Source organism: Jiella flava, assembly GCF_017349315.1.
In the GTDB taxonomy this organism is placed as follows: Bacteria; Pseudomonadota; Alphaproteobacteria; order Rhizobiales; family Rhizobiaceae; genus Jiella; species Jiella flava.
The window spans coordinates 187,680-211,940 of the sequence record NZ_JAFMPP010000004.1; the positions used below are offsets into that span (position 1 = coordinate 187,680).

At 63.8% G+C, this 24,261-nt stretch carries 22 protein-coding genes and 1 pseudogene; 10 read left to right on the forward strand and 13 right to left on the reverse strand.

Annotated elements, in window-relative coordinates; all coding sequences use genetic code 11:
• Positions 1–95 precede the first annotated feature (95 nt).
• From J1C48_RS06965 to J1C48_RS06980, 4 genes are all read left to right on the forward strand, one after another.
• Entirely contained in the window at positions 96–1,199 is a 1,104-nt protein-coding gene (locus J1C48_RS06965; RefSeq protein ID WP_207257066.1) for a hypothetical protein, read from the forward strand.
• Positions 1,196–2,527 carry a lysine N(6)-hydroxylase/L-ornithine N(5)-oxygenase family protein gene (locus tag J1C48_RS06970; RefSeq protein WP_207257067.1) on the forward strand — a complete coding sequence of 444 codons (1,332 nt, stop codon included), beginning with the start codon at positions 1,196–1,198 and terminating at the stop codon, positions 2,525–2,527. The genes J1C48_RS06965 and J1C48_RS06970 overlap by 4 nt, the downstream gene beginning before the upstream one ends.
• 143 nt (positions 2,528–2,670) lie before the next feature.
• On the forward strand, positions 2,671–4,167 hold the full coding sequence (locus J1C48_RS06975; RefSeq protein ID WP_207257068.1) for a vWA domain-containing protein: 1,497 nt from the start codon (positions 2,671–2,673) through the stop codon (positions 4,165–4,167).
• A 426-nt stretch (positions 4,168–4,593) separates the two neighbouring features.
• Positions 4,594–5,763 carry an acetyl-CoA acetyltransferase gene (locus tag J1C48_RS06980; protein ID WP_207257069.1) on the forward strand — a complete coding sequence of 390 codons (1,170 nt, stop codon included), beginning with the start codon at positions 4,594–4,596 and terminating at the stop codon, positions 5,761–5,763.
• 75 nt (positions 5,764–5,838) lie between these two features.
• Here J1C48_RS06980 and J1C48_RS06985 read toward each other — a convergent pair whose 3' ends face one another.
• The 5 genes and pseudogenes from J1C48_RS06985 to J1C48_RS07005 form a co-directional block, all read right to left on the reverse strand.
• Positions 5,839–6,879, reverse strand: a complete 1,041-nt coding sequence (locus tag J1C48_RS06985) for a sulfate/molybdate ABC transporter ATP-binding protein (RefSeq protein WP_207257070.1) — start codon at positions 6,877–6,879, stop codon at positions 5,839–5,841.
• 45 nt (positions 6,880–6,924) lie between these two features.
• Positions 6,925–7,872, reverse strand: a complete 948-nt coding sequence (gene cysW, locus J1C48_RS06990; RefSeq protein WP_207257071.1) for a sulfate ABC transporter permease subunit CysW — start codon at positions 7,870–7,872, stop codon at positions 6,925–6,927.
• Positions 7,862–8,713, reverse strand: coding sequence for a sulfate ABC transporter permease subunit CysT (cysT, locus tag J1C48_RS06995; RefSeq protein WP_207257072.1), 852 nt, complete (start codon positions 8,711–8,713; stop codon positions 7,862–7,864). The genes cysW and cysT overlap by 11 nt, the downstream gene beginning before the upstream one ends.
• A gap of 12 nt (positions 8,714–8,725) precedes the next feature.
• Positions 8,726–9,736, reverse strand: a complete 1,011-nt coding sequence (locus tag J1C48_RS07000) for a sulfate ABC transporter substrate-binding protein (protein WP_207257073.1) — start codon at positions 9,734–9,736, stop codon at positions 8,726–8,728.
• A gap of 328 nt (positions 9,737–10,064) precedes the next feature.
• Positions 10,065–10,463: pseudogene (locus tag J1C48_RS07005) on the reverse strand (Rrf2 family transcriptional regulator); the annotation flags it as partial.
• 236 nt (positions 10,464–10,699) lie between these two features.
• Here J1C48_RS07005 and J1C48_RS07010 point away from each other — a divergent pair.
• Together J1C48_RS07010 and J1C48_RS07015 are read left to right on the forward strand one after the other, a co-directional pair.
• Positions 10,700–11,863 (forward strand): DUF3616 domain-containing protein, encoded by a 1,164-nt coding sequence (locus J1C48_RS07010; RefSeq protein ID WP_207257075.1) that lies wholly within the window; start codon positions 10,700–10,702, stop codon positions 11,861–11,863.
• A gap of 39 nt (positions 11,864–11,902) precedes the next feature.
• Positions 11,903–12,844: an MBL fold metallo-hydrolase gene (locus J1C48_RS07015; protein WP_207257076.1), complete on the forward strand. Its 942-nt coding sequence runs from the start codon at positions 11,903–11,905 to the stop codon at positions 12,842–12,844.
• A 114-nt stretch (positions 12,845–12,958) separates the two neighbouring features.
• Here J1C48_RS07015 and J1C48_RS07020 read toward each other — a convergent pair whose 3' ends face one another.
• Entirely contained in the window at positions 12,959–13,879 is a 921-nt protein-coding gene (locus J1C48_RS07020; RefSeq protein ID WP_207257077.1) for a DUF1499 domain-containing protein, read from the reverse strand.
• A gap of 94 nt (positions 13,880–13,973) precedes the next feature.
• Positions 13,974–15,602 carry a long-chain-fatty-acid--CoA ligase gene (locus tag J1C48_RS07025; RefSeq protein ID WP_207257078.1) on the reverse strand — a complete coding sequence of 543 codons (1,629 nt, stop codon included), beginning with the start codon at positions 15,600–15,602 and terminating at the stop codon, positions 13,974–13,976.
• 165 nt (positions 15,603–15,767) lie between these two features.
• Between J1C48_RS07025 and J1C48_RS07030 the strand changes: the two genes are divergently transcribed.
• The gene (locus tag J1C48_RS07030) at positions 15,768–16,178 is read left to right on the forward strand and encodes a hypothetical protein (RefSeq protein ID WP_207257079.1); all 411 of its coding nucleotides are present in this window, start codon (positions 15,768–15,770) and stop codon (positions 16,176–16,178) included.
• 116 nt (positions 16,179–16,294) lie between these two features.
• Here J1C48_RS07030 and J1C48_RS07035 read toward each other — a convergent pair whose 3' ends face one another.
• The 5 genes from J1C48_RS07035 to J1C48_RS07055 all read right to left on the reverse strand — a co-directional run bounded on the left by J1C48_RS07035 (position 16,295) and on the right by J1C48_RS07055 (position 21,067).
• Complete coding sequence (locus tag J1C48_RS07035) at positions 16,295–16,933, reverse strand: NrsF family protein (RefSeq protein WP_207257083.1); 639 nt, start codon at positions 16,931–16,933, stop codon at positions 16,295–16,297.
• Positions 16,933–17,487 (reverse strand): sigma-70 family RNA polymerase sigma factor, encoded by a 555-nt coding sequence (locus tag J1C48_RS07040; protein ID WP_207257084.1) that lies wholly within the window; start codon positions 17,485–17,487, stop codon positions 16,933–16,935. Before J1C48_RS07040 ends, J1C48_RS07035 begins: the two co-directional genes overlap by 1 nt.
• 132 nt (positions 17,488–17,619) lie before the next feature.
• A complete protein-coding gene (locus tag J1C48_RS07045; protein WP_207257085.1) occupies positions 17,620–19,191 on the reverse strand; it encodes an FAD-dependent oxidoreductase in 1,572 nt (523 codons plus the stop codon).
• 264 nt (positions 19,192–19,455) lie between these two features.
• Positions 19,456–20,169, reverse strand: a complete 714-nt coding sequence (locus tag J1C48_RS07050; RefSeq protein WP_207257087.1) for a L,D-transpeptidase — start codon at positions 20,167–20,169, stop codon at positions 19,456–19,458.
• A 235-nt stretch (positions 20,170–20,404) separates the two neighbouring features.
• Positions 20,405–21,067 (reverse strand): haloacid dehalogenase type II, encoded by a 663-nt coding sequence (locus J1C48_RS07055; RefSeq protein ID WP_207257091.1) that lies wholly within the window; start codon positions 21,065–21,067, stop codon positions 20,405–20,407.
• 209 nt (positions 21,068–21,276) lie between these two features.
• On the opposite strand from J1C48_RS07055, the gene J1C48_RS07060 reads away from it, so the two are divergent.
• From J1C48_RS07060 to J1C48_RS07070, 3 genes are all read left to right on the forward strand, one after another.
• Positions 21,277–22,152 carry a branched-chain amino acid aminotransferase gene (locus J1C48_RS07060; RefSeq protein WP_207257092.1) on the forward strand — a complete coding sequence of 292 codons (876 nt, stop codon included), beginning with the start codon at positions 21,277–21,279 and terminating at the stop codon, positions 22,150–22,152.
• A 186-nt stretch (positions 22,153–22,338) separates the two neighbouring features.
• Positions 22,339–22,941 carry a superoxide dismutase gene (locus J1C48_RS07065; protein ID WP_207257095.1) on the forward strand — a complete coding sequence of 201 codons (603 nt, stop codon included), beginning with the start codon at positions 22,339–22,341 and terminating at the stop codon, positions 22,939–22,941.
• Between the two features lie 212 nt (positions 22,942–23,153).
• Positions 23,154–23,615 carry a c-type cytochrome gene (locus J1C48_RS07070; RefSeq protein WP_207257097.1) on the forward strand — a complete coding sequence of 154 codons (462 nt, stop codon included), beginning with the start codon at positions 23,154–23,156 and terminating at the stop codon, positions 23,613–23,615.
• A gap of 114 nt (positions 23,616–23,729) precedes the next feature.
• Here J1C48_RS07070 and J1C48_RS07075 read toward each other — a convergent pair whose 3' ends face one another.
• The gene (locus tag J1C48_RS07075) at positions 23,730–24,200 is read right to left on the reverse strand and encodes an I78 family peptidase inhibitor (RefSeq protein WP_207257099.1); all 471 of its coding nucleotides are present in this window, start codon (positions 24,198–24,200) and stop codon (positions 23,730–23,732) included.
• Positions 24,201–24,261 lie beyond the last annotated feature (61 nt).

Consider the following 24,261-nt stretch of genomic DNA (forward strand, 5'->3'; position numbering starts at 1 on the left):
CCTATAACGGCTGGCGGGCGCCAAACTATAAATATGATCAAAACAGTCAACATTTTTCTTGACGCAAAGCGAGCCATGTGGATTTTCCCCAATTCATGAAAACGTCGCTCGCCCCCGCCCTCGTGGGACACGCCTTTCAGCAGACCGCGATCCTGGCGATGCTGCCACTGATCGCGAGCCGTCTCGGCCTATCGAACGCGGCGGTCGGCGCGGTTGTCGCCACCGGCATGGCGATGGCCACCATGACGATTCCGCTGATGGGGCTCGTCGGCAGTCGGCGGCTGGTTCCGGCGGCCCTCGTCGCCATGCTTGTTTGCTCGATCGGGCTTGTTTTGCTGCTGCTCGTCGATCTGACACCGGCAATCGCGCTTGCCGGATTGCTCGTCCTGCGCCTCGTCCAGGGAATGTCGGCGGCGACCGTGCTGGTCGCGGCGCAGACCGCCAGTCTGGATGACGCAGCGACGGCGCGTCATCGACTGGCCGCCACGCAGTCTTTTGCCGGAATCGGCCGGGCGGCCAGTGCCGTTCTCGTCGGTCCGCTGGTGGCGATCAGTGTCGTATTGCCAATGCTGCCGGCGATGTTCGGTGGGCTCTGGAGCCTTGCCAGGCTCAATCGCAACCTGGAGGATAACGCGGTCGCCGACGTCGGCGGGTTCATGCCGCCGGACCTCCGCGCCCTGATCTTGCCGGCCTTGGTTCAGGCAAGTCTGGGCGCGACCCATGTCTCGCTTGCCCCGCTCTTGGCGGCGCAACCGCATCTCGGCGATCTGTCGGCCGCGACCTATGCCGGTTTTGCGCTGGCAGCCGCCAATCTCGGGCTTCTCGTCGCCCACCGCTTCCTGACGGCGAAGGTCGAACTCGCCGGCATGCGGGTCGCGGCGGGACTCGGCGGGGCAGCGCTCTTGGTGATCGCGCTCCTGCCGGCACCGGCCCTTGTCGTGGCGCTGTCGGGCATCGTCGGGGCAACGAGCGCCATCCTTCTCACCCGCAATCTGTTCGGCGCCCTGTCCCGCTCGAAGCAGCGCGGTACCAGCCAAGCCGCCTGGAACGCGACCGTTTCGACCGGCGGCCTTGCGCTGGGTGCACTGATCGGATCGGCCGGTCTGACGATCGGCCCCTCCTTATCGGTCGCGCTGTCGGCCGGTCTCATGGCTTCAGCCCTGCTGGCACTCACGCCCACGAGGAAAACCGCGACATGACTCAGCCAACCAAGCCGGTCGAACTCGCCGGAATCGGCATCGGACCGTTCAACCTCAGCCTCGCGGCCTTGGCCGATGGTGTGCCGGGGCTCGCCACCGCCTTTTTCGAACGCAATGTCAGCTTCGCCTGGCATCCGGGCCTCTGCTTTTCCGATTCGATCCTGCAGACCTCGCCGCTCAAGGATCTCGTGACGCCGGTCTGTCCCACCAATCCGTGGAGCTTCCTCAACTATCTCGTCGAGAAGGGCCGTTTCTTCGACTTCATGTCGGCCCGGTTCGAGACCGTCTCGCGGCTGGAATTCAGCGCCTATATGGCCTGGGCCGCCGAAGGCCTGGCCTCGGCTCATTTTGATGCCGCGGTCGACGACGTCGATTTCGTCGACGGTCTTTTCCGCCTGCGCGTTGCGGGCCGGCCGGACTGCTGGGCGCGCGCCCTGGCGATCGGCACCGGCCGCGTGCCGCTGATCCCGGCGGGGGTGGCGCAGGGGCCGGAATGCTTCCATGCCAGCCGCTATCTCGAGATCCGCCCGGCGATCGCCGGGCGGCGGGTGGCCGTGATCGGCGGTGGCCAGTCCGGCGCCGAGGTGGTGCTGAATCTTCTCCAGCAAGAGGGTGCGGCCGCGCCGGCCTCGATCGCCTGGGTCAGCCGCCGCGACGGCTTCTGGACCTTGCAGGAAGGCGGGCTTGTCGATCAGTTCTTCACCCCCGGCTATCTCGCCGCCTATCGCGAGATGCCGCTGGAGGTGCAGGCGCGGGCACTCGCTTCGCAGAAATTCGCCAGCGACGGCCTCACTGCGTCGACCGCCGACGAACTCTACCGGCTGCTTTATCGCCGTCGTTATTTGGAGGGGCGGGACGACGTCGCGCTTTATCCAGGGCGAGAGCTGTCCCATGTGCGGCCGAGCGGTCGCGGCCAGGCGGTGGTCTCCACCAGCGCGGAGGGAACCCGCGAGGTGCTGGAGGTCGATGTCGTGGTGCTGGCCACCGGCTATCGCGCGGCGACGCCGAACTGCCTCGAGCCTTTGGCACGGCGTCTTGCTCAGGAGCCGGACGGCGCGCTGGCGCTCGGCGAGAGCTATCGCACTTTGTGGGATGGGCCGGCGAGCAATCCGATCTACGGCTTGAACCATGGGCGGCGGTCCTACGGGGTGATCGACCCGCAGCTATCCATGGCCGCCTGGCGCAGCGCCGTGATCCTCAACGACGTGTGCGGGCGGCAGGTGTTCCGGCTCGCTGAGCCGGAGGACGGCGGGCTTGTCACCTGGCGGGGCAACGAGGCAGGGCAGGGGGCTGATGTCCGGTTGCGAAGCGGCGTGACTGTGTCCTGAAACGCGTATTGACCCCCGCGGCCGCAACGCGCAAAAGGTGAAGCCAATTCGCGAAAATTTACCTTTTCGCCCGATCGTTCCTTAGGAAATTTCTGAGATCATTCCGGTTCGAAATCGTTTCGGCCCCGATCGAAGGCGGAACCATGTGGACTGAATCCTGCCGAGCCGCCTTTCGCCGCGGTCGCGCCACGCTGCGGCGTCTGGTCTGCGATCGGTCCGGCAATTTCGGCGTGTTCACGGCGCTCGCGGCGGTGCCGTTGATCCTGGCCGTGGGCGGCGTCGTCGACTACTCCAACGCCCTGCGACAGAAGGAGAACGTGCAGTCGGCGGCCGACGCCGCGGTGCTTGCCGCGGCAAAATATTCCGGCTCCAACGAGACCGAGCGGTTGAGTCAGGCGAATGGGCTCTTCACGGCCAATCTCGACAAAGATGTCGACGTCACGTCTACCAAGCTCATCAATTCCAACGGCACCTGGATCTACGACGCCAACTTCACGATGCCGACCGCTTTTCTCGGCTTGATGCAGATCCATTCCCTCGACATGGCCGTCGAAGCGACCGCCAAGCACGCGGACATTCCGCTCGATATCGCTCTGGTGCTCGATTCCACGGGCTCGATGGCGCAGTCGGGCAAAATGACCCAGCTCAAGGCCGCGGTGAAACTCTTCCTGTCGAACTTTGACGAGGCCTCGGATGACGCCAGCGTCCAGGTCTCAATGGTTCCGTTCGACACCGATGTGCGGGTCGACAACGTCAATATGGATATGCTCAGTGCATCTCAGGTGCAGTGCAGCAAGATGTCCTCTCCGGACACCAAATTTTGTAGTCCCGATGCGGCTGGGTTCAAAGTCGGAACGAGTGGAACTTATTACGAGGGTTACAGCTATCGAGACCGAGCCTATTTAGCATATATCTACACGACACAGCAGGGGTCCGATGGCGTGATATCGGTCGCACGCACAACCTATCGCTGCGCATATCCTTATTCCTGGTGCTCGAATTCGACAGCGATCGTCTATCAGCAAAGCGCTGCGTCGACACGCGTCAGCGGCAATTTTTCCGGATGCGTCATCGACCGGTCGCAACCCTATGACACGCGAGCCGATGCTCCGGATGTGAGCAATCCAGATACCCTTTATGTCCGCGACGTGAGTTGCACGCAAAGCCAGAGCCTGCAGCCAATCGTGCCGCTGACCAGCGATCTTTCATCGCTCAGCAACCAGGTCGACAAGCTGACGCCGTCCGGCAATACCAATATCACCATCGGTCTGCAGTGGGGCATGGAGACGCTGACGCCGACGGCTCCGATGACCGGCGGCAACACCGACACGCGGACCAAACGGATCATGATCTTGCTCACCGACGGCGAGAACACCGCCGATCGCTGGTACAATCAAAGCGAATCAGACAAGATCGATGCGCGGACAAAGCTCGCTTGCACCAATGCGAAATCGATGGCCAACCCCGACGGCTCTGTCCTCGAACTCTATACGATCCGGTTGATCGAGGGCGACGAGACGCTTCTGAAGAGCTGTGCGACTGACGATAGCCATTACTATTCGGTTCAATCGGCGAGCGAGTTGACCAGTGTCTTCCAGAATATCGCCGAGCGCGTGAAGCGGATCCGCATCGTCAGCTGACACAGGCTTGGCAACCGGCATTTCGATTGGCGCCGGCTTCGCGCTGGCACGACGTGCTGCGGCACGTTGTGCGCAGGTCTGTGCGGTGTTGCCGATCGCATCAACTGTCAGAAGAGATGCGAGATCGCCGCGATGGCGGCAAGGATCGCCAGTCCGATCAGTCTGGTGAGTTGCGTCGTTGGCGTTCTGCGACAGGTGGAACGTCTTGGCGCTTGCCGGGACGCTCTCGGTCGCGGCGATTGATAGCCGCAGGGTGAAGGTCCGGTAGGTGGAACCCGTGCCCGAGTTGTCGATTGACGTGACAACGACCGAGGCGCCGCTCGTCACACGCGTCCAAGTGCTGGCGCAGCCGGCAGCGCGCTCGCCGGCAGATCCCGCGCGGGACCTGATGCTCCGTCCCACCGATTCCATGGGAGGCATGAAATCATGAGCAAGGCACGCATCGTCGGTTGGTCGCATGGCCAATTCGGCAAAGTCGAGGCGCCCTCCACCGAGGCGCTGATGCGCGAGGTGGTCGGCCCGGCGATCGACCATGCCGGGATCGGAACCGCCGACGTCGACGGCATCTTCGTCGGCGTCATGAACAACGGCTTTTCCAAGCAGGACTTTCAGGGGGCGCTGGTGGCAATGGCTGAGGACGGCCTTGGCCAAGTCCCGGCGGTGCGCATGGAAAACGCCTGCGCCACCGGTTCGGCGGCGCTTTACAGCGCCATGGACTTCATCGAATCCGGTCGCGGCCGCATCGCCCTCGTGGTCGGCGCCGAAAAAATGACGGCGATTCCGACGGTGGCCGTCGGCGACATCCTGCTTGGGGCCTGCTACCGCGACGAGGAAGCCGAGGTCGCAGGCGGCTTTGCCGACATCTTCGGCCGCATCGCCCAGCAATATTTCCAGCGCTATGGCGACCGGTCCGAAGAGCTGGCGATGATCGCGGCGAAGAACCATGCCAACGGCATGGCCAATCCTTATGCTCATATGCGCAAGGACTTTGGCTTCACCTTCTGCAACACCGTGTCCGACAAGAACCCCTATGTCGCACCGCCGCTGCGGCGTACCGACTGCTCGCTGGTCTCCGATGGGGCCGCCGCGATCGTCCTCGCCGATGAGGATGTGGCCGAGGGTCTGGAACGGGCGATCGCGTTTCGCGCCCGGCGCCATATCAACGATGTCCTTGCCATCAGCCGCCGCGATCCGACCGAATTTGCCGGCGCCCGAACGGCCTGGGCGAAGGCGCTGGACGAGGCGGGACTGACCCTCGACGATCTGGATCTGGTCGAGACCCATGACTGCTTCACCATTGCCGAGATGATTGAATATGAGGCGATGGGCCTCGCGAAACGCGGCGAGGGCCACAAGGTCGTGCGTGAGGGGATCACCCGCAAGGACGGCAAGTTGCCGGTCAATCCCTCAGGCGGGTTGAAATCCAAGGGCCATCCGATCGGTGCCACCGGCGTTTCGATGCACGTCATGGCGGCGATGCAGCTGATGGACGAGGCCGGCGACATGCAGATCGCCGGCGCCAAGACCGCCGGCGTCTTCAACATGGGCGGTGCGGCGGTGGCCAATTACGTCTCGATCCTGGAGCGCGTGAAGTGACGTCACAGCATCGGCCTTGTCACCCTGTGCCGCGACCGGTGTGACGGCTGAAAGGATACGCCGCCTGTCCGGTTGTTACGCCGCCGGATAGAGCTGCCACTTGCGCGGGCGAACCATGTGGGTGCCGTTCTCCATTCCGCGTTCGGTCTCGGGCAGCGCGACCTCGATCCGCTCGCCCTTGGCGCCGACCTCCAGCTCGACCACCCGCGCGCCGGCCTGGCGCCGGACGCCGGCGACGCGGCCCGCAATCGCCCCGGCCGGATCGTCGGTGATCGTGAGATCGTGCGGGCGCAGAAACAGCCGAGCCGGACCGTCGGGCAGGTCGGGCGCGACGAGGGCAAGGGCCGCGTCCTCGAGATAGACCGCCCCGCGGTCAACGCGCACCGACAATTCGCTGGAATCGCCGATGAAGGCATAGACGAAGGGCGAGGCGGGTTGGTCGTAAATCTCGTCGGGCGTGCCGACCTGTTCGATCCGGCCTTGGCTCATCACCACCACCCGATCGGACATTTCCATCGCCTCTTCCTGGTCATGGGTGACGAAGACGGTGGTGTGGCCGGTGCGGTCGTGCAACTCGCGCAACCAGCGGCGCAGCTCCTTGCGCACCTTGGCATCCAGGGCGCCGAAGGGCTCGTCCAGCAGCAGCACCTGGGGCTGGATGGCGAGCGCCCGGGCCAGTGCGACCCGCTGGCGCTGGCCGCCGGAGAGCTGATGCGGGAACCGGTTACCGAGGCCCGGCAGTTGCACCAGATCGAGCAGATCGCCGGCGCGTTTCCGGACCTCGGCGTCGGACGGGCGCTGCCCGCGCGGCCGCACCTTCAGACCGAAGCCGATATTGTCGAGCACGCTCATATGCTTGAACAGCGCGTAGTGCTGGAAGACGAAGCCGACATGGCGATCCTGCACGCTTTTGTGCGAGGCATCCTCATCGCCAAAGAAGATCGACCCGGCGGTCGGAAATTCCAGCCCGGCGATCAACCTCAGAAGCGTCGTCTTGCCCGAGCCCGAGGGCCCGAGAAGGGCGATCAGCTCCCCCGACTGGATGTCCAGCGAGACACCGTTGAGAGCCGGGGTGCGATCAAATTCCTTGCGCAGGCTGCGGACGCTGATTTCCATGGGCGTGTTCCGGACTGAAAAGAGAGCAACGGTCTGACGCAGGGCTCAATGGCCGCGCGTCGACCTCAGATGTTCGGCGTTTCGCCATTCGAGCAGGCTCTTGAGGCCGAGGGTCAGCAATGCCAGCAGAGCGAGGATCGAGGCGACGGCGAAGGCGGCGGAATAGGAGTACTCGTTGTAGAGAATCTCCACATGCAGCGGCATCGTATCGGTGACGCCGCGGATGTGGCCAGAGACCACCGAGACGGCGCCGAATTCGCCCATCGCCCGGGCATTGCACAACAGCACGCCGTAAAGCAGCGCCCAACGCACATTCGGCAGGGTGACGAGCCAGAAGGTCTTGAAGCCGCTGGCACCGAGCGAGATCGCAGCTTCCTCGTCACCGGCACCCTGTTCCTGCATCAGCGGGATCAACTCGCGCGCGACGAAAGGGAAGGTCACGAAGATCGTCGCCAGCACCATGCCAGGGACGGCGAAGATGATCTTGATGCCATGGCCCGAAAGCCAGGGGCCGAGCGAGCCTTGCGCGCCGAACAGCAGCACGAAGACCAGGCCCGCGATCACCGGCGAGACCGAGAAGGGCAGATCGATCAGGGTGATCAAAAAGCTCTTGCCCTTGAACTCGAACTTGGCGATCGACCAGGCGGCGGCGAGACCGAAAACCAGATTGGCTGGCACTGCGATCACCGAAATCAAAAGCGTCAGCCGGATGGCGGCGAGCGCGTCGGGGTCGGTGATCGCGTCGAGGTAGTCGCCGAGCCCGGCTCTCAGCGCCTCGACGAAGACCACGACGAGCGGCATCACCAGAAAGACCGCGAGAAAGGCCAGTGCGACGCCGATCAGCAGCCATTTGGCGAACGGGCGTTCCGTCGTCGGCGCGTGCCAGGTCGAGCGGCTGCGGGGCTTTCGCGCCGGATCGGCCGCAAGCGACCTGTCGGCCGCGGAGGCCGGATCGGCGATCGGGAGTGCCCGGACGATCCCCTCACGCTCCATGGCCGTATCTCCTGCGGCTATAGGCTTGAATGAGATTGATCGTCAGGAGCATCGCGAATGAGATGGCCAGCATCAAGGCGGCGACGGCCGTCGCCCCGGCGTAGTTGAACTCTTCCAACCGGATCACGATCAGCAAGGGCGCAATTTCCGACACATAGGGAATGTTGCCGGCGATAAAGACGACGGACCCATATTCGCCGATCGCCCGAGCGAGCGCGAGGGCGTAGCCGGTGAGGAGGGCCGGCAAAAGGGCCGGCAGGATCACCCGCGTCACCGTCGCAAAACGCCCGGCGCCGAGCGTTGCCGCGGCCTCCTCGACCTCGCGGTCGAGATCGCGCAGCACCGGCTCGACCGTGCGCACGACGAAGGGCAGGCTGACGAAGGTCAGCGCCACGACGATGCCGATCGGCGTGTAGGCGACCTTCAGGCCGAGCGGCGCGAAAAACTGCCCGATCCAGCCGTTCGGCGTGTAGAGCGAGGTCAGTGCGATGCCCGCGACCGCCGTCGGCAAGGCGAAGGGCAGATCGATCACCGCGTCGATCACCCTTCGGCCGGGAAAGTCGTAGCGCACCAGCACCCAGGCGATCAGCAGGCCGAACACCGCGTTGATGCTGGCCGCGACCAGCGCGGTTAAAAAGGATAGCTGCAGCGCGGCCAAGGTGCGCGATGCCGTTGCCAGGGCGATGAAATCGCCAAAGCCGAGGCCCGCCGCCTTGAGAATCAGCGCGCCGAGCGGAATCAGCACGATGATCGACAGATAAAGCACGGTAAAGCCGAGCGTCGGGGCAAAGCCCGGAATGACGCTCGGCTGCTTCAAGCGGGGAAGGGCGAACCCGACCATGGATGCTTGATCCTATTGTTGGGGCTTGTAAATCGTGTCGAAGACGCCGCCTTCGCCGAAGAAATGCGGTTGCGCCTTGGCCCAGCCCCCGAAGTCGTCGATGGTGACGAGGTCGAGCGTCTTGAAGCGCGTCATGTCTTCAGGGTCGGCATCGTCCGGATGAAACGGCCGGAAGAAGTGCTTAGCGGCAAGCTTCTGGGCGACCGGCGAATAGAGATAATTCAAATAGGCCTTGGCGACCTCGGCATTGCCGTCCTTGTCGGCGTTGCCGGGCACGAGCGCCACCGGTGGCTCGGCCTTGATCGAAATTGAGGGGGTGACGATTTCGAACTCGCCGGGTCCAAGCTTCTGTAGGGCGAGATAGGCCTCGTTTTCCCAGGCGATCAGCACGTCGCCGATGCCGCGATGGACGAAGGTGTTCGTCGATCCGCGCGCGCCGGTGTCGAGGACGGGGACATGCTGGTAGAGCTTTGTCATGAAAGCCTTCACCTTGCCGTCGTCGCCAGGATATTTCCGCTGCGCATAGGCCCAGGCGGCAAGGAAATTCCAGCGGGCGCCGCCGGAGGTTTTCGGATTGGGTGTGATGACCTGAACGTCGCCCTTGGTCAGATCGTCCCAGTCCTTGATGTGCTTGGGATTGCCCTTGCGCACCAGAAAGACGATCGTCGAGGTGTAAGGGCAGTTGTTGTCGGGCAACTGGCCGCGCCAGTCCGCCGGGATCTTGCCGGTCTTTTTGGCGATGGCGTCGATATCGGCCTGCAGCGCCAGGGTGACGACATCGGCATTGAGGCCGTCGATCACCGCGCGGGCCTGGGCTCCCGAGCCACCATGCGACATGCGGATCTCGGTCGCCTGATGGCCATCCTTCGTCCACTGGGCTTCGAACGCCTTGTTGAAGTCGCGATAAAATTCTCGGGTCGGGTCGTAGGAGACGTTGAGCATGGCCGCCTCGGCGATGGCGGTGCTCGAAACGAGCAGAGACAAGGCGAGGCCGGCGGCAAGCGGCGCGAAACGACGGAACATCGAATTATCCCTTAAATCGACAATTATAGTAGATAATTGATCTCGACCAAATCACTGGGATTTGTCAAGACATCTGCCATGGGACTGCGTCGCCGTCACCGCAACGGCGGTGCCTTGCCCGCGATTTTGTCTTCGAGCGTCCTGCGTCCCACCGGACGCAGAAAGGTCGCCCTCACCCTTTGAATTGACGCATCGTGCTTGGCCGAAAATCGATTCCGATTTTCGGGCCGATGCTGTAGGTTATTGTTTTATCAAGAAAAACAGAGACGGATCGGCCGCCTCGCAGCGCTCGGTCCGCCAACCCAGGCGGGGGATCAGACCGGGCGAGTGCGTCGGCGATCGTGTTGCGATCCAGAACCTCGCGGGCCGATTGCGCCACAGGGACGAAGACCTTGCGGATCTCGCATGTTGCTTCTTCAGTGCAATCCTCGCAGCGGCGATAGGCGATGCGGCTGAGGCAGGGGAGGGGCGCGATTGGGCCGTCGATCAGCCGCAGCACCTCGCCGAAAGTGATCCCCTCCGCCGGTTTAAGAAGATTGGAGCCGCCGAGTCTGCCGCGCCGGCTGCGCACGGGCCCGGAACGCTTCATGTGAAGCCGGATCTGTTCGAGAAACTTGCGCGGCATGCGCTGGCCAGCGGCGATCTGCGACCTCACCACGCCGCTTTCGCCAGCCCGCGCCAAAGCAAGCAGGGCTCTCAAAGCGTATTTGGCTTTCTGACTGATCATCAGACGAACCGAATAAAGGCTTGTCGGTCAGAATTTGAGAAAGACGGCGCGGCCGCCGAAAAACCATGGCGGCGCCCAATGCGGGGCCGGTCTCGGCCGTCCAATGCGATGGGGCCGTTGCCTTGGCATCTGCAATGGTCCGCCACGACTTGCCGTTTCGTGACAAGGTGCGATGTTTGGCGCAACGACCGTGTGGTTCGATCCCGCAAGGCGGATTTTTTGAGGATATGACTGCCATGGCGAAGACCCGGCCGACCAATCTTCCCCACCGGGACGATGCTGAAGCGGATGCCGCGCTCGCCCTCGATCGCAGACCGCTGCGCAGGATCGATCTGTTCTTCACCGAGCGCGAGGCGCTCGACCATGTCGATGATCCAATCTTTGAGGACGTCTCATCGCTCGCTGTCATTGGTCGCTCGATTTTCTGCACCTGTGACGAGACCTCGACGGTCGAGCGTATTCTGGTCGACGACAATGGCAAGGCGGCCGGCGAGCACGTCAATTTCGTGCTCGGCCGCAGCTTCAAACTCCCCGACGGCCCGTCCGGCGAGATGGATATCGAGGGCCTCGCGATTGCCGATGGCTATTTGTGGATCTGCGGCTCGCATTCGTTGAAGCGCGACGAGCCCGACGACGACGATCTGTCGGATTTCGAGGATATCGACTGGGACTCCAATCGCGGCTTTCTCGGCCGCGTGCCGCTGCTCGATCGCGGTAACGGCGTATTCGATCTTGTTGATGCCGTCGAACCTCTCGACGACACGCCGGGCCGGCAGGCGGCGATGGTCGAGATGACGGTGTCGAAAAAGACGCCGATCCGCAAGATGCTGAAAAAGGATCCGCTGATCGGCCCCTTCATCGACCTGCCCTGCAAGGAAAACGGCTTCGACATCGAAGGGCTTGCGGTCAAGGGCGAGACCGTTCTGCTCGGCCTGCGCGGCCCGGTGGTCGGCGGCTTCGCGATGATTGTTCGGATGGATATGAAGCTGACCGACAAGGGCTATCTGAAGCCGAAAAAACTCAAAAACGGAAAACGCTACGCCCTCCACGCGATCGATCTCAACGGTCAGAGCATTCGTGATATGAATTGGCAGGACGACCGGCTGTTGATCCTTTCCGGCGCAACCACCGATCTCGAAGCGCTGCAATCGGTGTTTGCCGTTGAGGATTTCGACCTCGATCGGCAGGTCCATCATGCCGACGCGCTGACCCGCATCCTCGATCTGCCGGCGATCCGGGGGTCGGACCATGCAGAAGGCATCGCGATCTTGCAGGAAAAGGCCGGCGCGCGCCTTCTGGTGGCTTACGACTCGCCCCACGACGACCGGGTTGATCCGGACGAACAGCGCCTGTCCGTCGACGTCTTTGAACTCGCCGATCCGCCGGCGAAGGCGAGCTAAGGGGTCGGCAAGCGAAACGGAGCGATCGGAACTATCGCTATGCCTCAAAGCCTTTCCCACGACGATGCTGGCGAGCCGCAGTTCAGCCTTGCTTTCGATCCAGCTTACGGACAAGCTATCACGCTCGCGCTGGGCGTGTTGCGGGTGACGGCGAACAATCCCTCGCCGCTGACCTTTCTGGGCACCAACAGCTATGTCGTCGGCGACGAGCGGCGATGTCTCGTCATTGATCCCGGCCCGGCCGATATCGCGCACCGTGATGCGCTGCTCCGCGCTGTGGCGGGGCGGACGGTCGAGGCGGTGCTTCTGACCCACAGCCATGCCGATCACGCGGCACTGGCGCCGGCATTCAGCGCGGCGGTTTCGGCGCCGCTTCTCGGCGCGCCGCGGGTGTCTGCTCTGGGCGAGAAGCGGCTCGGCGGCGCGACGCTCGACGCCTCCTCCGCCGATGGCCTGGTCTTCGCGCATGATTTACGGGATGGCGAACAGCTCAGTCTCGCCGGCGCCGAGATGACGGTGATTGCCACCCCCGGCCATGCCTCCGATCATCTGGCCTTCGCTCTGGAGGGCACGGGCATCGTCTTTTCAGGCGATCACGTCATGGCGTGGTCGACGCCCGTCGTCGCCCCGCCGGACGGCGTCATGCAGGATTACATGGCGTCGCTGCGCAAGCTTCTCCAGCGCAGTGACAGCCGCTATCTGCCCGGCCATGGCGGGGTGGTCGAGCGGCCGGTGCCTTTCGTCAGGGCGCTGATCCGCCACCGCGTGATGCGCGAAGGCGCGATCGTCGAGCGGCTCGAGGCCGGAGACCGTACGATCCCGGCGATCGTTGCGGCGATCTATCCCGATCTCGATCCGCGGCTGGTGCCTGCCGCCGGGCTGTCGGTGCTCGCCCATCTGATCGATCTGCAAAGTCAGGGCCGGGTCAGGACGCACAGCAACGGGATGGGCGACACGCTCTATCTCCTGGTCGTCGTCTGACAGGCTGAAGCCCCCTGCGTTTGTCAGGACGTCCAAAGGACGTGCTCTCCGATTGATCCTCCGCATCATTGCTTGTCGAAAATCGATTCTGATTTTCGGGCCGATACTGTCGCTCTACGATGCGATCGACACCTGACCGGCGAGCGCCGTGTCGAGTGCGTCGAAGAAGCTTTCCAGAAAGCGCCGGTTCTGGCCGAAATCGATCGTCATCTTTTGCGAGGTGGAGCGCGCGTCGACATAGGTTTCGTTGCCGTCCTGGACGATGCGGATCTCGACTGTGCTCGGCATGGCCAGCACAATGTCCCGGGCGGTCGCGGCGATCCGGTATTGATCACTGTCCTGGGTGCCGGCGAGGTCAGCCTCGGAGAGCTTTTCGGCTTCGGCGCGCGCAGTCGGGATTGGCGCAAGGACGGTGCCGCTGACGCCGAGATTCTCCGAATCCGTGGCGGCCGTCTGATCGTCCGGATCACCGACGGTGACCGCATCGACCGGCCAACCCTTGTCCGCCAGAACCTGCCGAACGGCCTTGTAGATCTCGGGCGCGGCGGCGCCGTAGCGCCGGCCGGTGACGACGCTTGGTGGATCTTCGGCGCTGATCGCGCGCTGCCATCCCGGCATTTGCCGCGCATCGGCGCTGATCATCTCGGCCACCATATCCGGCTCCAGGCCCTCGGTGTAAGCGAGGTTGGCGCGCGGATTGTCGAGGGCGAGATCGGCGGCGAAGCCGAAGGGGACGAGCGCGACAAGCGCAAAGGCAAAGGCGCCGATTGCCTTTGCGCCGCCCTGGAGGCCGGCAAACCACACCCGCGTCACGCCGTAGATCGCGATGCTGAGGGCGATGAATGCGAGGGCGGCGGACAGAAGCAGCAGGCCCGCCAGCGCTCTGAATTCGATGCCCCCCATTCGGAAGGTGGCGAAGGCGACGGCAACGAGGACGATCGCGAACAGACCGAGCCAGCGGGCAAACCCGGCCAGCCGCAGCCGCTTTTTCTCATAATGTCCGCAGACCGGCAGATTGCCGAATGCCACCGTCATCCAAACAGCCCGAACGCAATTGTTTTCGCGATCATATCCGAACTTGTCGCCAGCGCGAAGGTATCGCCCGGCCATCAATGTCCGATCGGTGCGATCAGACCGTCGGCAGCACGTAGTCGGCGAAGTTTTTGCGCAAGGCGGTCTTCTGGATCTTGCCGGTCGCTGTGTGGGGAATTTCGTCGACGAAGACGACGTCGTCCGGCATCCACCATTTGGCGATCTTGCCGTCGAGATAGCCGAGCAGGTCGTCCTTGGTGAGCGAGCCGCCCGCCTTCGGCACGCAGACGAGCAGCGGCCTCTCGTCCCATTTGGGATGGCGCAGGCCAATCACCGCCGCCTCGGCGACGCCCGGATGGCCAACGGCGAGATTTTCGATCTTGATGGTCGAGATCCACTCGCCACCCGACTTGATGACGTCCTTGGCCCGGTCGGTGATCTGCATGTAACCATGGGGATCGATGTGGGCGACGTCGCCGGTATCGAACCAGCCGTCGTCGTCGAACATCTCGGCGCCCTGGTTCTTGTAATAGGCCTTGGCGACCGCCGGCCCGCGGACCTTGAGCCGACCGAAGGATTGGCCGTCGCGGGGCAGGGAGACATTGGCGTCGTCGGTGACCTTCATCTCGACGCCGAAGGGAGCAAAGCCCTGCTTCTCTTCGAGCGCCAGGAGCGCTTCGCCCTCAAGGTCGGCATATTCCGGTTTGATCGAGCATAGCGTTCCGAGCGGGCTCATCTCGGTCATACCCCAGGCATGGATGACCTTTACGCCGTAGCGATTTTGAAACGCTTCGGTGACCCGGCGAGGGCAGGCCGAACCGCCGATGATGACGCGCTTCAAGTCGGGCAACTCGCCGCCCGATGTTTCCAGATGCTGCAACAGCATCAGCCAGACAGTCGGCACGGCGGCGCTTAAGGTCACGCGCTCCGTCGTCAGGATGTCGTAGATCGAGGCACCGTCCATCTTGGCGCCGGGCATCACCATCGCCGCGCCGGACATCGGACTGGTCAGGGCGATTCCCCAGCCGTTGGCGTGGAAAAGGGGCACGATCGGCAGCATCCGGTCGGCGGACGACAGGCCCATGGCGTCCGGCGCCTGGGCGATCATCGAATGCAAGACGTTGGAGCGGTGGGAATAGACGACGCCCTTGGGATGGCCAGTGGTGCCGGACGTGTAGCACATGCCGGCGGCGACGTTTTCATCCGCCACTCGCCAGCTGAAATCGCCGTCGGCGCCTTTCAGCCACTCCTCATAGGCAACGGCATTTGGCAGCGTCGTCTCGGGCATATGGGCTGCGTCGGTGAGAACGATCACCTTTTCAAGACTGGCGATCTGCGGCGCGAGCGCTTCGACCAGCGGCACGAAGGTGAGGTCGACGAACAACAGCTTGTCTTCGGCGTCGTTCATGATCCAGGCGATCTGCTCGGGAAACAGTCGCGGATTGAGGGTGTGATAGATCGCGCCGATCCCGGTGATGCCGTACCAGCATTCCAGATGCCGCCAAGTGTTCCAGGCCATGGTGGCGATCCGGTCACCGAGCCCGAAGCCTTCGCGCTCCAACAGCTGGGCGATTTTCAGAGCCCGCTCGCGCACCTCGCGATAGTTGGTGCGATGCATTGGCCCTTCGACCGAGCGGCTGACCACCTCGCGCAAGGGATACTCATGGGCTGCGTGGTCAATTACCTTCGAACACAGAAGCGGCCAGTGCTGCATCAACCCTTGCATGTCGTCTCCTCCCGATCGACGGCGGCGCTTCGTGTGCCGCACTGCTTGAAGTTGCGGTACAGTCTGACGAAACCTGTCAGCTTGTCCAGCCGCAGGCCTTGGCCAAAGTTTGGACATGTCCCAGCGGCAGAAAGCGAACAAGGGATCAGAAACGGGAGTTTCACCATGCCGATTCAAGCGGCGCAGAACGGCGACATCTTTGAGGCCGGCGAAGGCGTGCAGATGGTCGAGATCGAACTGGCGCTCGGCGCCTGCGACCTTGGCGAAGCCAGTTTTGAGGAATGCGTGCGCGGCGCGGCCGAGATGGTCGGCGGCGAATTGTTGTTCGCCATGCCCGCCGACAGCTCCTTCGAAGACGCCAGCGAAATTGCCGCGATTCATCTTGGCGAGGCCGATGCCGGCCGCGCCCGGATTCATTTCGTCGTGCTCAATGCCGAGGGGGATGCCCTGCGGGTCGCCGATCGCGACGCGGTCGGCGATCGCTTCTACGGCTTTGCCCGTGCCTTCGTCGGTCTCCTCTCGCGCATTCGCGACGATCTGCCCTTCGGCCAGATGGAGCCGGAAGGGACGGCGTAAGCCGATCGCGATGGGGGCGAAGACAACGAACCTAACTCGTTGAATTGACGCATCGGCCCGAAAATCGATTCCGATTTTCGGGCCGATGCTTTCGCAGCATCGCTGCCAAGCTGTGTTTACCAGCGCAGCAGGCGGCCGCCGGCAAAAGCGCCGGCGCCGGCGAGGATCAGCGACGCCAGCGGATACCAGAGCGCCACGAAGAGCGGCGAGTCGTCCGGGCAATGGGCGGCGTAAAACAGGGCGGCGATGCCGGCGGCAGCCGCACCGGCCACGGCGCCGGCGACCGCAGGATGGGTCGGCGCCTGGCGCGACAGGACGAACAGGAAGAGGGCGAGCACCGGCGCGCCGATCGACGGAATCGCGATCAGACAGTTGCCGGCGTTCTGGCCGATTGCCCGGCTCGCCCACAGCCCTTCTGGCACCACCAGCAATTCGACGCCGATGGCTGCGAGCAGCACGCATGCCGGCAGGAGGATCAGCCGCAGGCGTTGCCGCCACGGCCGAGCCGGCCGGGCAAGCGCCGCCATCACCGCGAGCATGGTCAACGCAAACAGGCCGGCTTCAATGAACTTCATGTCAAAGCGCAGGGTCGAGAGTGAAGCGACGAAATCGGGACGCGGACCGAGCAGCACCATGAACACCGCCGCCGCGAGCACCGGCGCGATCAGTGCGGCGCTCCACAGCGGGAGCACAAAACCGCCGTCGTCTTCGTCGGCCCGTCCTGCCAGATCCAAGATCAAGTCATCGGTCTGCATCAAACTCTTCCGAACGTCTTCGCGATCGAAGACAATCCCCGGTGAAACGCCACCCTGACGGCGCCCTCGCTCATGTGGAGCTCGCGCGCTGTTTCACGGATCGATTTGCCCTCCACCGACAGCGCGGATACCACCGCCTGCTGGCGCCCTTTGAGCGAGGCGAGTGCCCGGCCGACATCACGGTTGACGGCAGTCGGAGGGCCGCTCCGAGCGTCGACGACGTCGCCGATTTCGGCGATGTCGATCTCGATCCGGCGTCCGCGCCGGCGATAGGCGTCGATCGCTTTGTAACGGGCGATCGCGAACAGCCATGGAGCCACCGGTTCGCCCTTCCGCCAGGTGTGGCGCTTGGTATGGACGGCCAGCAGAATTTCCTGCACGAGGTCTTCCAGATCGAACCCGGCCGATTGGCGCGGCATGCGCCGCGCCGCGAACCGCCGAACGATCACCGCCGCCTCGGTCAGGAACCGTCGATAAGCCGTCTCGTCGCCCGCGACAGCCCGCTGCAGCAAGTCGTCGAGAGCGCGAAGCTTTGACGATGAGGCAGGCGGCATGGCGGGTCTTTCCTGGCGCGGCGGGACGATGTTTCGACCATGCGAAATTTTTGTTGCCGTGACATCGCGCCGTGATCACTTGGTGGTGAGTTCATCCTGGTTTGCCGCGCCGGCAGCCTTCGGTCGACAGTCTCAAAGCAGCTTGGCCGGCTGCCAGCTGACGGCTTCGAGGCGCGTCTTCGACGGTGTCGATCCGGAGAGGATCATCAGGCCGTGGAGATCGGCGGTAACATCCGCCTTGCCGCGGCCAAGAGCGGCGACGACCTTGTCGTCCTGGATGTAGAAGGCGGTGTAGCTGCCGGCCTCCAGGTCGCCCTCGATGTGACAGTTGTCGAATTCCTGGGCGTGGCCGACGTAATGGATCGGGCCATATTGCGCCGACCAGAAAAACGGCACGCCGGTAAATGGTGGGCTCTTGCCCAGCATCGCTCGGGCGGCGTGGCGGCCATGTTGCTCGGCGACCCGCCAATGCTCGATGCGGGCGCTGTAACCTCGTCCGTGCAGAGGAAATTTGGCGACGTCGCCGCCGGCGTAAAGGTTGGCATCGACGGAGAGATCGGCGCCGACGGCAATTGCATCCGCCTGATCCTCGCCGAAAATCGAGAGCCGCGGCTTGGCGCCGATGGCGACGAGGACGAGATCGGCCGGCAGGTCTTCGCCGCTGGCAAGCCGAACGCCGGCGAGCCGGCCGTGCTTTTCCGTGATCGCCGCGACGCGGGCATGGGTCTTGATGGTCACGCCCTTTTCTCGGTGCTGTGCGACGATCTGACCGGCGACCGCCTCACCCCATTTGCTGGCAAAGGGCAGGGCTTCATGCGCGATGACCGTGACCGACTTGCCGCCCTGGACGAGCGCGGCCGCTGCCTCCATGCCGATGAAACCCGAGCCGACAATGACGATCTCTTCGGCAGTCTCCGCAGTCCGCTTCACCGCTGCCGCATCGCCGTGGCTGCGCAGGGTGAGCACACCTGGCAGATCGGCATTGGCAAGCGGCAGCGTTGCCGCCTCGCTGCCCGGCGCGGCAAAACAGCGGTCATAGACCAATCCTTCACTTTTGCCGCTATCGCCGGCGAAGTGGATCGTCCGCGTCTCGGCGTCGATCCGCGCGACGGCCGCAGTGATCCGCTCGACGCCGATCGCGGCGAGGCCGCCGTCGCCGAGAAGGGCGAGATCCTCGTCGTCGCTCTTGCCTTGCAGATAGGCCTTCGACAGCGCCGTGCGGTCATAAGGCGGCTCGCCCTCGTCGCCGAACATCACGATCCGGCCGTCGAAGCCGCGGCGAACGAGTTCTTGCGCGCAGGCAAGGCCGGCCGCGCCGCTGCCGACAATGGCGAAGATGCGCTCGCCGCCGGATCGGCGTTCGCCGGGCGCGACGTCCGGGCGATACTCTTCGGCGTCCTTCGGGACTTCGACCAGGACGCGGCCGTCGACGACGGCGGTCTCGAACCGGCTGAGGCAGCCTTGGCCCGGCGGTTCGGTGTGATCGCCGCTTTCAAGGTCGAAACAAGCGTGGTGCCAAGGGCAAATCACGCTGTTGCCGAGACGGGTGCCGTTCTTCAGCGGCGCACCTTTGTGGCTGCAATGGGCGCTTGTGGCGAGCACCCTGCCGCCGTCGCGGGCAAGCAGGATCTTATAGTCGCCGGCTTCGACCTCGTGCAGGCCGGTTTCACCGAGATCGTCGAAGGCAGAAACGTCGTATTGCATTGAACCCGTCCAGATCGCGTCGTCGGGCAACGGCCGGCAGGTCAGCAAAGTTCCTTAGGGGCGCCCTGCGTGCGATCGGACGCAGACAGGACGCTCTCACTCTCTGAAGCGCACGCCCTATCGTGCTGACCGAAAATCGGAACCGATTTTCGGACCGATGCTGTAGCGGCAGATGGAATTGCCTCGTTGACCGGAGCACGAAGAAAGCGGGGGCCGAAGCCACCCGCTTTGGTTTCTGCCGACGATGTTCCGGTCTGTCGCGACTTAGGCGACGTAAGCCCCGGATCGGACGACCACCGGCGTTCCGGCGGGAACGCGGCTGTAAAGATCGATGATGTCCTGGTTCATGAAGCGGATGCAGCCGGAGGAATCGGCCGTGCCGATGGTCCAGTATTCCGGCGAGCCGTGTAGGCGGTACAATGTGTCGCGATTGTTCTGGAAGAGATACATGGCGCGGGCACCGAGCGGATTGATGATGCCACCCGGCATACCATCGGCATATTCGGCGAGCTCCGGCTTGCGGCCGATCATTTCCGAGGGCGGCGTCCAGGTCGGCCAGGTCTTCTTCGCCTGAACCTTGGCGCGGCCGCTCCAGCCGAATCCTTCGCGCCCGACGCCGACGCCGTAGCGCATCGCCCGACCGTTCGGCAGCGTTAGATAGGCGAACTTGTTGGTGGTGTCGACGACAACGGTCCCCGGCTTTTCTCCGGTTGGATTGTCGACTTCGCGGCGCAAGAAGCGCTCCGGCACCCGGCGCAGATCGACTGCCGGAATGACGATGCCGTTGTCGACCATCTGGCCGTACATCTGTAGATATTTCGGATCGACGCTCGGCGTACCGTCGGCATAAGCGGTCAGCGTCGAGGAAATCCGTGCATTGGGGCTGCTCGCACAGCCCGCGACAGTTGCGACGGCGCCGAGGCCCGCGACGGTCAGAAATCGACGCCGCGAGAGACCACGTTCGTTGAAGTCGTTCATTATCCCAGCCTTGTCATTTGTTTGATCTTGGAATTGGCCATTCTGCGGGCCAGTCCTTGCAATTTCATCTACATCAACGCTGCGTCATGGATTTGGTTCCTCCATCACAGATGGTTGAAACTATTACACTTTGGGAATTGCCGCACGTGCTGGCGCACGGCCCCGCAGCCGCGCTGCACCGCCCCGTGTCCAGCCCGGCGAGCGCTGGTTTCGGGGCCCGAGCGCTACGGCTGGGTCAGGCCGCGCTTGGCAGGTTCTTCAGATCCGGCAGAACGACATCCGGCTGGAGGTCGACATATTCGTCCGGCTCGCTTTTGCGATTGATCCAGACCGTCTGGAAACCGAAGTGCTTGGCGCCTGCGATGTCCCAGCGATTGGAGGACTGGAACGAGACGGCATGCGGATAGACGCGGAAATGGGTGGTGATCAACTCGTAGACTGCCGGCGCCGTCTTGTACTGGCCGCAATCTTCCGCCGAGAACAAGTCGTCGACCAGCGTTTCAAGCCCAGCCGAGCGCACCGCCCGGGCGAGCATGTCGCGCGAGCCGTTGGACAGGATCGCCACCTTCGCCTGCCGCTCCTTCAGGGTGCGCAGCGTCGCAGGGACTTCGCCGTAACAGTCGAGATCGCGATAGGCTTCGAGCAGTGGCTCGCGCAGCGCCGGATCGACGTTGCCGGTCTTTTCGAAGGCGTAGTCGAGGGCGTCCTCGGTCAATTGCCAGAAATTGCGGCTGCAATCGCCCATCAACCCGCGCACCCAGGAATATTCCAGCTGCTTGCGCCGCCAGATCTCGGCAAGGTCGAGTCCGGCTTCGCCGATCCGTGCCGCATGTTTGGCGACGGCGGCCCCCGTGTCGAACAGCGTTCCATAGGCGTCGAAGACGTAAACGGACGGCAAGTCGCTGATCCCCTTCTTTCGGTGCGGTGCCCGGTTCTGGCCGGGAAGATGGAGCAGGTCGGCGATGCGGCCATATGAGAGTGGATTGAAATGTCAGGAAACGGGCGTTAAGCGGGGCGAACGAAGGCGGCGTCGCGGTCTCGACCGGGGCCGCCAGCCAGAGCTGGGCATGGTCGCGCGACGGCGTGCGGGCCCGAAGGAGGAACGCCATGTCGTCGCATGCCACAGCAGCAGATCGTCGAACCGTCACCTTCGTCGACGGTGTCTGGCACGACGGCAGCCCGGCGCTGATCGGTCCGCAGAGCCATGCGTTCTGGCTGGGCTCGACGGTGTTCGACGGGGCCCGCTGGTTTGAGGGCGTCGCGCCGGATCTTGATCGCCATTGCGCGCGGGTCAATCATTCGGCCACGGCTCTGGGCCTGAAGCCGACCGTCGCCGCCGACGAAATCGCGCGGCTCGTCGGGGAGGGACTACAGCGCTTTTCCGGCGAGACGGCGGTCTATATCCGGCCGATGTATTGGGCTGAGAACGGCGGCTATATGAGCGTGCCGGCCGATCCGGAATCGACGCGATTTGCGCTCTGCCTTTATGAGACGCCGATGATCGCGCCGGCGGGATTCTCGGTGACGGTCTCGCCGTTCCGCCGCCCGACGCCCGAGACGATGCCGACGCTCGCCAAGTCCGGCTGCCTTTATCCCAACAATGGCCGTGCCATCCTCGAGGCACGCTCGCGCGGCTTCGAGAATGCGCTCGTTCTCGACATGCTGGGCAATGTCGCGGAGACCGGGACGTCGAACATCTTTTTTGTCAAGAATGGCATGGTCTACACGCCGGTGCCGAATGGCTGCTTTCTGAACGGCATTACCCGACAGCGGGTGATTGGACTGCTCCGCGCGGCCGGCCGCGAGGTGGTTGAAAAAAGTCTTTCCGTGGCCGAGTTTTTGGATGCCGACGAGATTTTCTCGACCGGCAACCACTCGAAGGTCGTGCCGGTCAATCGCATCGAGGGTCGCGAATTGCAGCCGGGGCCGGTCTATCGCGAGGCCCGCGAGGCCTACATGGCCTTTGCCAAGGGCGGTGCGTGAGCGGTTTTTGAGGCCCCGCGATTTCGCCGCAAGTTGCCGGAAAGAGCGCTGGCGAAACGGCGGCCGCGCGCTAGTTTCGGACCTCGACGATCGGTCGAGCCCGCGGGGGGCGAAGGCGCTGAACGGTGCCGGTCCTGCGATCCGGCCGCGACCGAAACAAACGAATCTCAACCGAAGGAGACGACGATGGCTTTCACCCTTCCCGAGCTTCCCTACGCCTATGACGCGCTGGGCCCTTACATGTCGAAAGAAACGCTCGAGTTCCATCACGACAAGCACCACAACGCCTATGTGACAAAGGGCAATGAGCTGGCCGAAAAGGCCGGTATGGCCGATCTCTCCGTCGAAGAGGTGGTGAAGAAGTCCTATGGCACCGACCAGGCTCTCTTCAACAACGCCGCTCAGCACTACAATCATATCCACTTCTGGAAGTGGATGACGCCGAATGGCGGCGGCAAGAGCCTGCCCGAGAAGCTGCAGAAGGCGTTCGACGCCGATCTCGGCGGCTATGACAAGTTCAAAGCCGATTTCGAGGCTGCGGGTGCCGGCCAGTTCGGCTCGGGCTGGGCCTGGGTCGCGGTCAAGAGCGGCAAGCTCGAAATCATCAAGACTCCGAATGGCGAGAACCCGCTGGTCCACGGCGGCGTGCCGATCCTCGGCGTCGACGTGTGGGAGCACTCCTACTACATCGACTACCGCAACGCTCGGCCGAAATATCTTTCGGCCTTCGTCGACAGCTTGGTGAACTGGGACTACGTGCTCGAGTGCTACGAGAAGGCGACCGCTTGACTGGCGCGTCCTGATTCGGTTCGGGCACCTCGATCCGATCATGCCGACCGAATTTTCGATGACGGCCCTGGGATATCCCGGGGCCGTTTTTTTGTCAGTCGCACACGTGTTCGTGAGTGCTCTATCTGCCGCAGCGTCATTATCGCAAAGTAGAGCCGTTCCAAACGATGACCCGGCCGTCGTCTGATTCCTTGGCCGAGAGGAGTGTCTTCATGTCTGCAGCCCGACCCTTCACCTTCGCCCCCCTCGTCGTCGCCATCGCCGCAATCTTTGCGGTGCCGGCGATCGCCGCCAATCTCGATGCGATCAAGGAGCGCCAGCACCTGATGAAGGAAAACGGCAAGGCAACCAAGGCGGGCGCTGCGATGCTGAAGGGCCAGGCCGAGTTCTCGCCGGATAAGGCCAAGGAGGTCTTCACTCAGATGCATGAAGTCGCGATGAAATTCGGCGACTATTTCCCGGAAGACTCCAAGACCGGCAACAAGACCGAAGCGGCGCCCGCGATCTGGAATAAGCCGGACGCCTTCAAGGCCGAGCTCATGAAGTACCAGAAGGACACCCAGGCCGCGCTCGACGCCAACCCGCAGGATCTCAAGGCCTTCGGCCAGAGCTTCGCCATGGTCACCAAGAACTGTAAAGGCTGCCACCAGGAATTCCGCGTCGATAAACGGTGACGGCCGTCCCGCAAGTCCACGCCGCGTTTGGGTCGATTTTTCGTCGCCATCGCTGTCGGCGAGGGGAGACGGGATCAGGCGGGATAGCCTGGCTCCCGCCAAAATCGCTTTCGATCAGCCGCAGCGGACGGTGGTGATGCGGTTCTGCTCGTCGGTGACGAGGTCGAGCCGGCCGGGGATGAATTCCTGGGTGATCGGCTGATTGGGATAGAGGATGCGGACGGTTTTGGCGCCGGTCGCCTGTTGGGCCCGGTCGATGGCGACGCTGGTGCCGAGCTGGCCAACCAGGAAGGTGGCGGCGCTGGCGTTGCAGGTGCCGGCGCCGGCATTGCCGGGGGCGGCGGGTATGCCGGCCATGGGGGCGCTCCCCGGCGCGTCGGGCGCGGGCAGGGGGTGCGCGGGCACTGCGCCTTGCGGGGGAAGCGGCGCCATGCCGGGCTGGGCATTGGGCTGAACGCCGTCGGTCGACGGTAAAGCCATGCCGGTTGCTGGCTGCGGCGCCGGCTTGTCCGCGCTGCTGGCGCAGGCACCGAGGGCAAAGGCGGTGGAAAGAAGAAGGAGGGCGGTGGCGAGCGGTTTCGGCATATTGGCCTCGTCTGTCGTCGTCGCGGGATGGGCGGGCGTGTCTGTCGTCGGGCTGACTCGG

What these genes read in the sequence shown, in the direction of transcription:
- J1C48_RS06985 (WP_207257070.1), bottom strand. Translation starts at nt 6,879, where the DNA reads ATGGAAATCAGCGTCCGCAGCCTGCGCAAGGAATTTGATCGCACCCCG.
- cysT (WP_207257072.1), bottom strand. Translation starts at nt 8,713, where the DNA reads ATGGTCGGGTTCGCCCTTCCCCGCTTGAAGCAGCCGAGCGTCATTCCG.
- J1C48_RS07035 (WP_207257083.1), bottom strand. Translation starts at nt 16,933, where the DNA reads ATGCAGACCGATGACTTGATCTTGGATCTGGCAGGACGGGCCGACGAA.
- J1C48_RS06975 (WP_207257068.1), top strand. Translation starts at nt 2,671, where the DNA reads ATGTGGACTGAATCCTGCCGAGCCGCCTTTCGCCGCGGTCGCGCCACG.
- J1C48_RS07070 (WP_207257097.1), top strand. Translation starts at nt 23,154, where the DNA reads ATGTCTGCAGCCCGACCCTTCACCTTCGCCCCCCTCGTCGTCGCCATC.
- J1C48_RS07065 (WP_207257095.1), top strand. Translation starts at nt 22,339, where the DNA reads ATGGCTTTCACCCTTCCCGAGCTTCCCTACGCCTATGACGCGCTGGGC.
- J1C48_RS07075 (WP_207257099.1), bottom strand. Translation starts at nt 24,200, where the DNA reads ATGCCGAAACCGCTCGCCACCGCCCTCCTTCTTCTTTCCACCGCCTTT.
- J1C48_RS07060 (WP_207257092.1), top strand. Translation starts at nt 21,277, where the DNA reads ATGTCGTCGCATGCCACAGCAGCAGATCGTCGAACCGTCACCTTCGTC.
- cysW (WP_207257071.1), bottom strand. Translation starts at nt 7,872, where the DNA reads ATGGAGCGTGAGGGGATCGTCCGGGCACTCCCGATCGCCGATCCGGCC.
- J1C48_RS07040 (WP_207257084.1), bottom strand. Translation starts at nt 17,487, where the DNA reads ATGCCGCCTGCCTCATCGTCAAAGCTTCGCGCTCTCGACGACTTGCTG.
- J1C48_RS07000 (WP_207257073.1), bottom strand. Translation starts at nt 9,736, where the DNA reads ATGTTCCGTCGTTTCGCGCCGCTTGCCGCCGGCCTCGCCTTGTCTCTG.
- J1C48_RS07010 (WP_207257075.1), top strand. Translation starts at nt 10,700, where the DNA reads ATGGCGAAGACCCGGCCGACCAATCTTCCCCACCGGGACGATGCTGAA.
- J1C48_RS06970 (WP_207257067.1), top strand. Translation starts at nt 1,196, where the DNA reads ATGACTCAGCCAACCAAGCCGGTCGAACTCGCCGGAATCGGCATCGGA.
- J1C48_RS07030 (WP_207257079.1), top strand. Translation starts at nt 15,768, where the DNA reads ATGCCGATTCAAGCGGCGCAGAACGGCGACATCTTTGAGGCCGGCGAA.
- J1C48_RS07015 (WP_207257076.1), top strand. Translation starts at nt 11,903, where the DNA reads ATGCCTCAAAGCCTTTCCCACGACGATGCTGGCGAGCCGCAGTTCAGC.
- J1C48_RS07045 (WP_207257085.1), bottom strand. Translation starts at nt 19,191, where the DNA reads ATGCAATACGACGTTTCTGCCTTCGACGATCTCGGTGAAACCGGCCTG.
- J1C48_RS07020 (WP_207257077.1), bottom strand. Translation starts at nt 13,879, where the DNA reads ATGACGGTGGCATTCGGCAATCTGCCGGTCTGCGGACATTATGAGAAA.
- J1C48_RS06980 (WP_207257069.1), top strand. Translation starts at nt 4,594, where the DNA reads ATGAGCAAGGCACGCATCGTCGGTTGGTCGCATGGCCAATTCGGCAAA.
- J1C48_RS07050 (WP_207257087.1), bottom strand. Translation starts at nt 20,169, where the DNA reads ATGAACGACTTCAACGAACGTGGTCTCTCGCGGCGTCGATTTCTGACC.
- J1C48_RS07025 (WP_207257078.1), bottom strand. Translation starts at nt 15,602, where the DNA reads ATGCAAGGGTTGATGCAGCACTGGCCGCTTCTGTGTTCGAAGGTAATT.
- J1C48_RS06965 (WP_207257066.1), top strand. Translation starts at nt 96, where the DNA reads ATGAAAACGTCGCTCGCCCCCGCCCTCGTGGGACACGCCTTTCAGCAG.